This is a genomic window from Burkholderia sp. MSh2, assembly GCF_000731655.1.
GTDB classification, from domain to species: Bacteria; Pseudomonadota; Gammaproteobacteria; order Burkholderiales; family Burkholderiaceae; genus Burkholderia; species Burkholderia paludis.
Genome location: NZ_JPGM01000009.1, coordinates 94484 through 106413, shown reverse-complemented (window position 1 = coordinate 106413; position 11930 = coordinate 94484). Strand labels below are relative to the sequence as shown.

Sequence of the window (11930 nt, the reverse complement as noted above, 5' to 3'; positions counted from 1 at the left end):
GCTCGCCTTTGTTGCATGCGGGCGGCGGGGTGGGCGTTTGATGCGGATTGCTTGCTGCCTGCTGCCTGCTGCCTGCTACCTGCTACCTGCTGCCTGCTGCCTGCTGCCTGCTGCCTGCTGCCTGCTACCTGCTACCTGCTACCTGCTACCTGCTACCTGCTACCTGCTACCTGCTACCCGTGCGTGAGCGCCCACGCCTTTACGCCCCGGTGCGGCATCGCCATTACCTTCGTGAACGCCGCCGCGCCGGGCAGGGCAGGCACCGTGCGCGTGCCGGGTCGGCGTGGAAGCCGGCGCGTTCGACGGGCGCGGAATGGGGTTGAACGGCGTGCCGGCGGCCTTCGTCGTATCGATTCCGCTGGCGTGCTACCGTTGTCGCGCCGCGTTTGAGCACCGGCCGGGCGGGGCGCCCGGGCGTTATCGGTTTCCCGGATGGCGCGGACGCGGTGCCGAAACGGCGGCGCCGGCGGCGCGCACGTATCGGCGCCGTTATCGGGAGAATTCGGCAACGCACACGGACAATCTCGCGGCGATCGGCTAACGTTGCATCGGCGCCGTTGTCGCAGGCCGTCGCGTGCGCGCCGGTGTCTTACCCACAACCAACAATCGACAAGGAGATCCGGCCATGAAGCAGTCTCGCGTGGTTTCGGTAGCAGTGGCAGTCATGGCGTCGTGCGGTCTGCTGTTGACCGCCGCGCCGGCGGCGTACGCGCAGGACCCGGCGTCAGCGCCGACGCAGAAGCAGCTCGACAAGGCGCAGAAGAAGGCCGCCCGCAAGGCGGCCCGGGCGCGGCACGCATCGGACCTGAAGTCGATCGGCACGGGCAGCGGCTACCGGCTGACCAACGACCAGAGCAACTATCCGCAGAACGCCGCGCAGAAGGCGCCCGCGACGAAGGCGGCGCCCGCCGCGCCGGCGTCGGGCCAGTAACGGCCGGAAAGCCGCACAACGCGCAAACGGCGCCGGATCGACCGGCGCCGTTTGCGTTTGCGCTTGCGTGACGTGACGTCACATGGCGGGGTAGTGCGGCGTGTTACGACGCGAGCTTGCTCGCCAGCGTCGCGACGTGCTTGCCCTGGTAACGCGCGATATCGAGTTCGTTCGCGCTCGGCTGGCGGCTGCCGTCCGCGCCCGCGAGCGTCGTCGCGCCGTACGGCGTGCCGCCGGTGATTTCGTTCATGTTGACGAGCCCGCTGCAGGCGTACGGCACCCCCACGATCACCATCCCGTGGTGCAGCAGCGTCGTGTGGAACGACGTGATCGTCGTTTCCTGGCCGCCGTGCTGCGTGCCGGTCGACGCGAACACGCTGCCGATCTTGCCGACGAGCGCGCCCTTCATCCACAGGCCGCCGGTCTGGTCGAGGAACGTGCGCATCTGGCCGGCCATGTTGCCGAAGCGGGTCGGCGTGCCGAAGATGATCGCATCGTAGTCGGCGAGTTCGTCCACCGTGGCGACCGGCGCAGCCTGGTCGACCTTCACGCCGATCGCCTTTGCCTGGTCGACGGGAATCGTTTCCGGCACGCGCTTGAGCGTGACCTCGACGCCGGGCACCGACCGTGCGCCTTCCGCGATGTGTTGCGCCATCGTTTCGACGTGCCCGTAGGACGAGTAGTAGAGAACGAGTACCTTGGCCATGTTGCGAATCTCCGATTAAAAGGGCCCCGCTTCAGCGGGGCCCGGTTTCCCGAACGGGCGTCATGCCCATTCGGCCGTGACTTCGACCGGGCGCAGGTCGAACACCAGCACTTCGGCGTCGTCGCCGTCGGCGAACGTCAGCGTTCGTTCGCCGCGGATGCGTGCGCCGTCGCCCTCGCCGAGCGTCTTGCCGTTGACCGTCAGGCTGCCGCGTGCAACGTGCACGTAGGCAAAGCGGTCCGGCGCCAGGTCCAGCGTGGCGCGCTCAGCGCCGTCGAACAGGCCCGCGTAAATCCGCGTGTCCTGCCGGATCTTCAGCGAACCGGCGTCGCCGTTGGGCGACACGACCAGCGTGAGCTTGCCGCGCTTGTCGCCGGCCGCGACATTCGTCTGCTGATAACGCGGCTCGGCGCCCTTCTCGGCCGGCCCGACCCAGATCTGCAGGAAGTGGACCGGTATTTCCGGCGAGTGGTTGAACTCGCTGTGGCGCACGCCGGTGCCCGCGCTCATCAGCTGCACGTCGCCCGGCACGATCACCGAACCGGTACCCATCGAGTCCTTGTGTTCCAGCGCGCCGTCGAGCACGTACGACAGGATCTCCATGTCGCGGTGCGGGTGCGTGCCGAAGCCGCGGGCCGGTGCGACGCGGTCGTCGTTGATCACGAGCAGGTCGGAGAAGCCGACCTGCTTCGGATCGTAGTAATTCGCGAACGAAAACGTATGACGGGAGCTGAGCCAGCCATGCTCCGCACGGCCACGTTGGTTTGCTGCACGGATTTCGATCATGATTTCTGTCCTTGAAGTCGCCGGACCTCGGAAGTGGGCCCGGCCGTTCGTTGAGATGAATCTTAGGTCAATCGATTTGACAAATAAATCGCCGTAGAGATAATGACTGTCGCTATGGAGTGGACAATATGGAACTCAACGACTTGCGGATCTTCGTTGCGACCGTCGACGCGGGCAGCTTCACGGCGGCGGCCGATCAGCTGATGCTGTCCAAGCAGTTCGTCAGCCGGCGCACGATGGCGCTGGAGGCGTCGCTCGGCGTGCGGCTTCTGCACCGCAATACGCGCAATCTCGCGGTGACCGAATCGGGGCAGGAGTTTTATGTGCGGGCCCAGCGGATCCTCGCGGAGATCGCCGACGCCGAGCAGGCGATGTCGGTGCGCAGCACCGAGCTGCACGGGTCGCTGAAGATCAGCGCGCCGTTGTCGTTCGGGATCACCCATGTGTCGCCGCTGATCGCCGAATTCCTGGTCGCGCATCCGGCCGTGCGGCTGAACCTCGACCTGACCGACCGGCGCGTCGACCTGATCGGCGAGGGTTTCGATCTCGTGCTGCGGATCGGCTCGCTGGAGGATTCGACGCTGATCGCGCGCCCGCTGGGTGCGTGGCAGATGATCGCGTGCGCGAGCCCCGCGTACCTGAAGCGGCACGGCACGCCGGCGACGCCGGCCGATCTGGCCGGCCACACGTGCGTGCTGTACGGGCGCGAGCGGCGCGTCGGCTGGGAGTTCCGCGTCGATGGCGCCGCGCGCACGTTCGACGTGCAGGGGCCGCTCGTCGCGAACAACGGCGAAGTCGTGCGCGACGCGGCGATCGCGGGGCTCGGCATCGCGCTGCTGCCGCACTTCATCGTCGGCGCGGCGCTCGACAGCGGCGCGCTCGTGCCGGTGCTCGACGCGTATGCGCCGTCGCCGATCACCCTCAATGCGGTGTTTCCGCAGCATCGGGAAGGGTTCGTCACGCTGCGCACGTTCATCGGGTTTCTCGCCGAGCGGCTCGGGAACGCCGCGCCGGCGGCGAAGGGCAGGGCGGGTCGGGCGCGGTAGCGGGCGGGGGCGCGGTGAACAGGGCGTCATTCTCCGCAGGATGTGTGGAGAATGACGAGTCGTGCGGTGAATCGGCGGGGGGGTCTCCGCATCGTGCGCGGAGATTGCCGTTCCATCGGTTCGACGACGGCAACGGCCGCATTGCGCGCGCTCGGGGATCGGGGCCTGGCGCGTGCCGCCCGCAGTCCGCAGCGCTTCCCCAGCCTGTCGGCGCGAATCCGGCGCGAGCGCAATGCGAATTGCGAACGACGTGCCGGAGCGTACGCAGCGCGGCGCGCCTGACGTCACGGAATGGCCCGCGTGGTTCCCGACCGCGCCCGGCAGGGCTGTCGATCACGCGCACACGGCGCTCGCGCCATCGGGTCAAGGCGCGCCTCTTCGATCGTTTCCGCACCGACCGGGCGGCAGACCACTGGCCCAAGCGATTGCCCGCGTCTGGCACTATCCCGCGCCTTTTTGTCTTCGAATACTGGATTCGACGCCGGATGCCGTTCAGGCGATATCCGCCGCCCCCGCGTACCGCCCTTCCGCACGAACCGGCTTTCGAGGAGACACGCATGCTCAGGTACCTGATCGGCATCGGTATTCCGTATCTCGGCGTGATGGGCGTGCTGCCCTGGGTCGCCGCGCAGGATCGCTACGTGCTGGGCGTGCCGTTCGTCTTCATGTGGATCTTCGCGTGGTTCGTGCTGACCTCCGGCTGCCTGTTCGCATGCTGGATGCTGTTCGATCGCCGCGCGGGCGGCGCCGCATAGCGCGCGCATCCGCTGTCCCGCGGCGCGCCGGCCGCACGGGCTTTCCGGCGAACCCCACGCTTTCCGTCCTTTGGCCGAGGTGCGCATGTCAACGATCGTCTTCGTCGCGCTGATCGCGCTGTCGCTCTATCTCGCCGTCCGGTCCGGCCGCGGCCGCGGCAAGCAGAGCGTGCACGACTTCTTCGTCGCGTCGCGCCAGTTCGGCACGGCGCTCGTGTTCTTCCTGACCGCGGGCGAGATCTACAGCATCGGCACGATGGTCGGCTTTCCCGGCGGCATCTACGCGAAAGGGCCGACCTACGGCGTCTGGTTTCTCGGCTACATCCTGCTCGCCTACCCGATCGGCTATTTCGTCGGCCCGAAGATCTGGGAGGCCGGCAAGCGGCACAACGCGATCACGCTGCCCGACCTGTTCAAGGGCCACTACCGCAGCCGCGGGCTCGAGCTTGCCGTGGCGTGCGCGTCGATCCTGTTCCTGATCCCGTGGGGGCAACTGCAGTTCACCGGGCTCGTCGCGGCGCTCAAGGGGCTCGGCTGGCAGGTCCAGCCGCTGTACCTGATCCTCGTGTGCGCGGCGCTCGCGTTCACCTATATCGCGATCTCCGGCGTGCGCGCGTCGGCGTATATCGCCATCCTGAAGGACATCCTGATGGTGCTCGCGATCGTCGTGACCGGCGTGGCCGTCGCGTGGCAGGCGGGCGGCGTGCACCCGGTGTTCGACGCCGCGAGCCGCCAGGTCAGCAACACGATGAGCGGCGCGCAACTGCGCTTCTCGATGAGCACGATGCTGTTCCAGTCGCTCGGCTTCTACCTGATGCCGTTCGCCGCGCAGAATTTCTTCACCGCGCGCGGGCCCGACGCGATCCGGCGTACGCAGGTGGCGATGCCGCTCTACATGCTGATGTATCCGTTCCTCGTGATCGCGTCGTACTACGCGATCACCGCGCACCTCACGCTCGCGTCGCCGAACGACGCGTTCTTCGCCGCCGTCATGCATCTGCTGCCCGGCTGGCTGATCGGCCTCGTCGCGGCGGGCGCCGCGCTGTCGGGGCTGCTCGTGCTGGCCGGCATCTGCCTCGCGATCGGACCCATCGTCACGCGCAACCTGATGCCGAACCTGCCCGAGTCGCGCCAGAAGCGCGCGGCGAAATACGTGATCGTCGGCTACCTGCTGCTGTCGATCGCGACCACGCTGCTCACGCCGAACCTGATGCTCACGCTGATCAACACCACGTACTACGGCGTCACGCAGTTCCTGCCGGGCGTGCTGATCCTGCTCGCGGGACGCCGGGTGCGGCCCGTCGCGGTGGGCGCCGGGATGATCTGCGGCCAGGCGCTCGCGATGGTCTTCTACGTGTTCCATGTGGGCTTCGGCGGCGTCAACCTCGGCCTCGTGTGCCTGGTCGTCAACGTGCTCGTCGTCGCGGCCGTGCATGCCATGCTGCACGGTCGTCCCGTGAAGCAATACGCCGTATCCTGACGCATCGGCGATCCGCCGCAAGGAGAGCAGCTTCCCATGCCAGCATCCGCTTCCCCGGGCGCCCCCGTGACGGTTTTCACGGCGCGCCGCATCCTGACGATGAATCCCGCGCAGCCGTCGGCCACGCACGTGGCCGTGCGCGACGGCCGCATCCTCGCGGTCGGCGAGGCCGCCGACGCGGCCGCGTGGCCCGCGCGGTTCGGCGCCTGCACGACCGATACGACGCTGCGCGACAAGGTGCTGATGCCGGGGCTCGTCGAAGGGCACTGCCACCTGATGGAAGGCGCGATGTGGGACGCCGTGTACGTCGGCTACTACGACCGGCGCGGCCCCGACGGCACGCTGTGGCCGGGCCTGCGCTCGCTCGATGCGGTGCTCGAGCGGCTCGCCGGCGCCGAGCGCGCGATGACCGACGACGGGCCGCTGCTCGCATGGGGCTTCGATCCGATCTTCTTCGGTACGGCGCGGCTGAGCGTGCGCGAGCTCGACCGCGTGTCGGCGCGCCGGCCGATCGCGATCCTGCATGCGAGCGTGCACCTGATGAACGTGAACGGCGCGATGCTCGCGCGGGCGGGCATCGACGAGGACACCGACGTCGACGGCGTGTCGCGCGATGCGGACGGCCGCCCGACCGGCGAGCTGCAGGAGTTCGCGGCGATGTTGCCGGTCTATCAGGCGATCGGCGGCAAGCTGGCGATTTCGGCCAGCGAGAAGCCGCATGCGATCCGGAACTTCGGGCGCGTCGCGCAGCTCGCGGGCGTGACGACGGCTACCGATCTCGTCAACGACCTGTCGGCCGACGGCAACCGGACGCTGCACGAAGTGACCGCCGATCCGGATTACCCGGTGCGGATCGTGCCGGCGTTCGCGCCGCAGCGTAACCCGGCGCGCTCGGCCGACAGCGTGCTCGCGGAGATCGGGCGCAATACCGACAAGCTGCATTTCGGGCCCGTGAAGTTCATCGTCGACGGCTCGATCCAGGGTTTTACCGCGCGCGTGCGCTGGCCCGGCTACGCGGGCGGGCAGCCGAACGGGCTGTGGCTGATTCCGCCCGCGCAGCTCGTCGACGTGTTCGAGCCGTTTCATCGCGCGGGGCTGCAACTGCACGTGCATACCAACGGCGACGAAGCGACCGACGTCGTGCTCGACGCGATGACGACGCTGCTCGCGCGCCATCCGCGCCCCGATCATCGCCATACGCTGCAGCATTGCCAGATGGCGGACGCCGCACAGCTCGCACGCATTCGCGCGCTCGGGATGTGCGTGAACTTCTTCGCGAATCACCTGTACTACTGGGGCGATGCGCACTACAGCCAGACCATCGGCCCCGATCGCGCGAACCGGATGGACGCGGCCGGCTCCGCGCGGCGGCTCGGCATTCCGTTCGCGCTGCATTCGGATGCGCCGATCACGCCGCTGAACCCGCTGTTTACCGCGTGGTGCGCGGTGCAGCGCGAGACGGCGTCCGGGCGCGTGCTCGGCGAGGGCGAGCGGCTCGGCGTGGACGACGCGCTGCACGCGATCACGCTGGGCGCGGCGTACACGTTGCGGATGGATCATCTCGTCGGCAGCATCGAGGTCGGCAAGTTCGCGGATTTCGCGGTGCTCGACGACGATCCGTCGCGGTGCGCGCCGGCACGCCTGAAGGAACTGGCCGTGTGGGGCACCGTGCTCGGCGGGCGCGTGTTCCGGTCGCCGCGATGAGCGCGACCGCCGGCATCGTCGAGCCCGCCGCGGCCGCGCGCGCGCCGATCGACCTCGCGGTGGTCGGCGGCTATCTCGGCGCGGGCAAGACGACCGTCGTCAACGCGATCCTGCAGGCGCCGCATGGCCGGCGCATCGCGGTGCTGGTCAACGATTTCGGCGCGGTGAACATCGACGCACGCCTCGTGCGCGCGCGCGGCGACGACGTGATCGAACTCGACAACGGCTGCATCTGCTGCACGATCGGCGGCGCGCTCGTCGATGCACTGACGCGCATCGCGACGCGCGAAATCAGGCCCGAGCTGCTGCTCGTCGAAGCGAGCGGCGTGGCCGACCCGGCGAAGATCGCGCAGATCGGATTGCTGAACGGCGCGTTCCGGCTGACGTCGGTGCTCGTCGTCGCCGATGCGCTCGCGTGGCGCGACACGCTCGCCGATCCGCTCGTCGGCGCAATGGCGCAGCGCCAGCTCGACGGCGCGGGCGCGATCGTCGTGACCAAGCTCGACCTGCTGGCGCCGGCGCGGCGCGATGCGGCGCTCGACGCGGTGCGCGCGGGTGCGCCGACCGATATCGTGGTCGCGGCGCGGCATGGCGAGATCCCGCTGGCGCTGTTGTTCGACGCGGCCGTGCCGGAGGGCCGCCGCGTGCCGGCCATCGCGCGTCCGCACCGGCCGATCGGGCACGATGCGATGCCGGCCTTCGCGAGCGTGACCGTCGCCGCGCCGGACGTGCTCGACAAGGTGCGGTTGCGCGCGTGGCTGAAGGCGCTGCCGCGCACGATCCTGCGTGCGAAGGGCATCGTGCGCGTGGCCGATGCGCACGGCACGCCGGCCACGCGCGTGTGCCAGGTCGCCGCGCGGCGCATCCGCTTCTCGTCGCCGGAGGACGAAGGGCCGGGCGCGCACGACGGCGGCGGCGTCATGGTGTTCATCGGGATCCTCGATGCGGCGACGGAGGCCGCGCTGCGCGACGGCATCGCGCAATGCCGCGCGACCGACGCCACGGCCGCGCCGGCATCCACCGATCGATTGATCGGCGTCGCGCATTCGGGTTAGGCTTCGGCGAGCCCCGGCACGGGCCCCGTGCCGGGCCGGGCGTTGCCCCGTGGAATGCGGCCGCAGGCTGCGTTGACGGGCGCGCCACCCAGCGACGATCCAGACATGACTCTTCCGAACCGATCGAATCCCGGCGGGCAAGCCGCGATGCCTGCATGCGATGTGCGCCGCCCGCCACGGCGATCCGTCGCGGCATCCGCGCTGCTGATGCTGACGTTGTTGCCGCTCGCCGCGCATGCGGCCGGCTTCGACTGCGCGAAGGCGGCTTCGCCGGCGGAGAAGGCGATCTGCGCGGATGCCGGGCTGTCGAAGCTCGACGGCGAACTGGCGGCGGCGTGGCGGCAGGCGCTCGCGAAAGGCGGCGACACGGCCGCGTCGAAGGCCGCGCAGCTGAAGTGGCTCAAGCAGCGCGACCGCTGCGGCGACGATGCGCTGTGCCTGGACGACCGCTACCGCGAACGGCTCGCGAGCCTGAACGGCACGCCGCTGGCCGCCGACCGCTGGCAGCAGACGTGGTACCGCGACAGCGGCAATCCGTCGTTCGGCGGCGTGCTGACGTTGACCGGTACGGCGCCGCATCTTCATTTCGAACTGAGCGCCAACAACGGCGCGAATGTCGGCGAGCTGGGCGGCGATATCGAACTGCACGGCAACCACGGCACGTTCCGGCACGATCGATGCCGGCTCGATTTCAGCCGCACGGGCGCCCGCGTGCAGGTCGTGCAGCAGGGCGACGACGCCGATTGCGGCGCGGGCGCGGGCGTCGTCTACCTGGGCGACTACGTGACGGCGTCGCAGGCGCAGGCGAAGCCGCCCGCGGATCTCGTGAGCCTGGACGTGCTCGCCGACGCGCAGCAGAATGCGGCCGCGCACCGGCTGCTGGGCGCCGATTACCAGGCGCTCGTCGATACGGTCAATTACGGCGCCGACGAGAAGGATCTCGACGGGCTCGGCGCACGCGTGACGTCGTACTGGGTGCGCGGCATCGCGACCACGAATGCGGCGATCGTGATGCGCCGCGGCACCGGGCTGTGGATCGGGCTGCTCGTGTTCGATGCGCAGAGCAACGTACGGATGCGCTATTACTCGAACGTGCCCGCGTGGAAGCGGACCGTGCCGAAGACGATCCGTGCGTGGCACGACACGCTCGACAAGACGCTGCCGGTCGACCTGATGCCGTGAGCGGGCGGGGCGCCGCGCGCCGTCATTTCCTGGCGACCGCGCGTGTCTTCGGCAGCGGCCGCGCGGGCGCTGCGGCCGATGCCCGCGTCCGCAATTCGGGCAGGACGGCATGGCCGGCCCCAGTGGCGCCGTGCTCGAGCGCATCGAGCAGCGCGTGCGCGGCCTGGCGCCCGATCGCGTCGGTGTCGACCCACATCGTCGTTAGCGGCGGCTGGATCTCGCGCGCGAGCGCGATGTCGTCGAACCCGGTGACCGACAGTTGCGCGGGCACGTCGATGCCGAGCGCCTGCGCCTCGAGCAACACGCCGAGCGCGAGCGTGTCGTTGCCGCAGATCACGGCCGTCGGCCGCGTCGCCGCGTCGCTGCCGGCGATCGCGCGCAGGCTGGCCCGCCCGAAGGCGATGGTGGCCGGGCCCTCGTGCTGATGCACGGGGCGCACCGCGAGCCCGCGCGCGGCAAGCGTGTCGTGGATGCCGCGCAGGCGGGCCTGCACGCGGTCGTTGTCGGCCGACGGCTGCATGACGATCGCGAAATCGCGGTGGCCGAGGTCCAGCAGATGGGTGGTGAGCTGCGCGAACGCCGCGCGGTTGTCGAAGCCGACGCAGCAGTGCGGGCTGTCGTCGCGATACGCGTAGGTGACGACATACGGCACGCGATGCAGCGCGAGCAGTTCGAACAGTTCCGGCGGATACGCCTCGCCGACCAGCGACACGGCTTCCACGCCGCGCGACAGCATCGCGCGCACCTGCGCCAGCGCCTGCGCGGGATCGTAGTTCGAGCAGCCGAGGAACAGCGTGACGCCGTGCCCGGCCATGACCGCCTGCATGCCCGCGACCTGCGACGCGAACACCTGGTCGTCGAGCGTCGGGATGATCGCGCCCGTGATGTGGGTGCGGGTGGATGCGAGCGCGCGGCCGGCCGCATTCGGAATCCAGTTCAGTGCGCGCGCCGCGTCGCGCACGCGCTGCTGCACGTCGGCCGACACCTTGCCGGGATCGTTGTAGACGCGCGAGACGGTCGCGGTCGACACGCCGGCGAGCCTGGCGACGTCGCCGAGCACCGAGCGGCCGCTGCCGCGGCGCGTCCGGGTCGCGCCGCCGCGGGACGGAGGCGTGCTCATCGGCCGTCTCCCGGCGGGGCGGCGGCGCCGCCGCGCGTGATCAATTGCGTCATTGTTTACCCTCGATTCGTGGTGGCGACACTTGCATTCCCGTTCGCCCTTGTGAGAATGTAAGCGCTATCTTGACGTCGTTCCACATGATGCCGGACATCCATTCTATCCATATCGTGAAATTTTCAGCGTTGAAGGCCGGTTCGGCTATTTTGTTCGTCGTTGATGTAAGCGGTTACATTCGTTCATGACGCACTTTCATCCACCGCGAATCGCTGTCGTCGGCAGCGTGAACATCGACCTCGTCACACGCGCGCCGCGCCTGCCGGTGCCGGGCGAGACGTTGCTCGGCACGGATTTCCAGACCGTTCACGGCGGCAAGGGGGCGAACCAGGCGGTCGCGGCCGCGCGCCTGGGTGCGTCGGTCGCGATGATCGGCTGCGTCGGCGACGACGCGTTCGGCGCGCGCCTGCACGACGCGCTGGCGGCCGAGCGCATCGACGTGACGCACCTGCATCGCGTCGCCGGCACGGCGACCGGGGTCGCCGCGATCACGGTCGACGGCGGCGGGGCGAACAGCATCGTCGTCGTGCCCGGCGCGAACGCGTGCGTCGATACCGGCCGGATCGATGCGGCCCGCGAAGCGATCGCCGGCGCCGCGCTGCTCGTATGCCAGCTCGAGGTGCCGGTCGCCGCCGTGGCGCACGCCGTCGCCCGTGCGTGCGCGCACCGCACGCCGGTGCTGCTGAATCCCGCGCCCGCGCAGCCGCTGCACGATGCGTTGCTGGCGCGGGTCGACTACCTCGTCGTCAACGAAACCGAAGCCGAATCGCTGACCGGCGTCGCCGTCGGCGACGACGCGTCGGCCGTGCGCGCCGCCGATGCGCTGCGCGCGCGGGGCGTCGGCAACGTGCTGGTCACGCTTGGCGCGCGCGGCGTCTGCTGGCGCGGCAGCGCGGGCAACGGCCGGCTGCATGCGATGGCGGTGGTTGCCGTCGATACGACCGCGGCCGGCGACACGTTCGTCGGCGGGTTCGCGGCGGCGCGCGCGGGCGGCGCGTCGATGGACGACGCGATCGGCTTCGGCCAGCGCGCGGCCGCGATCAGCGTGACGCGCCACGGCGCGCAGACCTCGATCCCGACGCGCGAGGACGTGGCGCGCCTGAATGCCTGA

The 11930-nt window shown here is 69.8% G+C and carries 11 protein-coding genes and 1 pseudogene; 9 read left to right on the top strand and 3 right to left on the bottom strand.

Annotation, left to right across the window (positions count from 1 at the left end):
• Positions 1-625 precede the first annotated feature (625 nt).
• On the top strand, positions 626-931 hold the full coding sequence (locus tag GQ57_RS07800; protein WP_031398084.1) for a hypothetical protein: 306 nt from the start codon (positions 626-628) through the stop codon (positions 929-931).
• 103 nt (positions 932-1034) lie between these two features.
• Here the strand turns inward: GQ57_RS07800 and wrbA are convergent, their stop codons facing one another.
• Complete coding sequence (wrbA, locus tag GQ57_RS07795; protein WP_031398085.1) at positions 1035-1637, bottom strand: NAD(P)H:quinone oxidoreductase; 603 nt, start codon at positions 1635-1637, stop codon at positions 1035-1037.
• Between the two features lie 60 nt (positions 1638-1697).
• Positions 1698-2423: a pirin family protein gene (locus GQ57_RS07790; RefSeq protein WP_031398086.1), complete on the bottom strand. Its 726-nt coding sequence runs from the start codon at positions 2421-2423 to the stop codon at positions 1698-1700.
• 128 nt (positions 2424-2551) lie between these two features.
• Here GQ57_RS07790 and GQ57_RS07785 point away from each other — a divergent pair, with 128 nt between their 5' ends.
• From GQ57_RS07785 to GQ57_RS07760, 7 genes and pseudogenes are all read left to right on the top strand, one after another.
• Positions 2552-3469, top strand: a complete 918-nt coding sequence (locus GQ57_RS07785) for a LysR family transcriptional regulator (RefSeq protein WP_031398087.1) — start codon at positions 2552-2554, stop codon at positions 3467-3469.
• Positions 3470-3582: 113 nt separating this feature from the next.
• Positions 3583-3821 (top strand): annotated as a pseudogene (locus GQ57_RS43625) (DUF4172 domain-containing protein); the annotation flags it as partial.
• Positions 3822-4026: 205 nt separating this feature from the next.
• On the top strand, positions 4027-4224 hold the full coding sequence (locus tag GQ57_RS07780; RefSeq protein ID WP_031398088.1) for a DUF3311 domain-containing protein: 198 nt from the start codon (positions 4027-4029) through the stop codon (positions 4222-4224).
• An 85-nt stretch (positions 4225-4309) separates the two neighbouring features.
• Positions 4310-5704 (top strand): sodium:solute symporter family protein, encoded by a 1395-nt coding sequence (locus tag GQ57_RS07775; RefSeq protein ID WP_034197593.1) that lies wholly within the window; start codon positions 4310-4312, stop codon positions 5702-5704.
• Positions 5705-5740: 36 nt separating this feature from the next.
• Complete coding sequence (locus GQ57_RS07770) at positions 5741-7408, top strand: amidohydrolase (RefSeq protein ID WP_034197551.1); 1668 nt, start codon at positions 5741-5743, stop codon at positions 7406-7408.
• Complete coding sequence (locus GQ57_RS07765) at positions 7405-8463, top strand: CobW family GTP-binding protein (RefSeq protein WP_052001161.1); 1059 nt, start codon at positions 7405-7407, stop codon at positions 8461-8463. The genes GQ57_RS07770 and GQ57_RS07765 overlap by 4 nt, the downstream gene beginning before the upstream one ends.
• Positions 8464-8610: 147 nt before the next feature.
• Positions 8611-9645, top strand: coding sequence for a lysozyme inhibitor LprI family protein (locus GQ57_RS07760; protein ID WP_034197550.1), 1035 nt, complete (start codon positions 8611-8613; stop codon positions 9643-9645).
• Positions 9646-9667: 22 nt separating this feature from the next.
• Here the strand turns inward: GQ57_RS07760 and GQ57_RS07755 are convergent, their stop codons facing one another.
• Entirely contained in the window at positions 9668-10765 is a 1098-nt protein-coding gene (locus GQ57_RS07755; protein WP_031398093.1) for a LacI family DNA-binding transcriptional regulator, read from the bottom strand.
• Between the two features lie 238 nt (positions 10766-11003).
• Here GQ57_RS07755 and rbsK point away from each other — a divergent pair, with 238 nt between their 5' ends.
• Positions 11004-11930: a ribokinase gene (gene rbsK / locus GQ57_RS07750; protein WP_034197549.1), complete on the top strand. Its 927-nt coding sequence runs from the start codon at positions 11004-11006 to the stop codon at positions 11928-11930.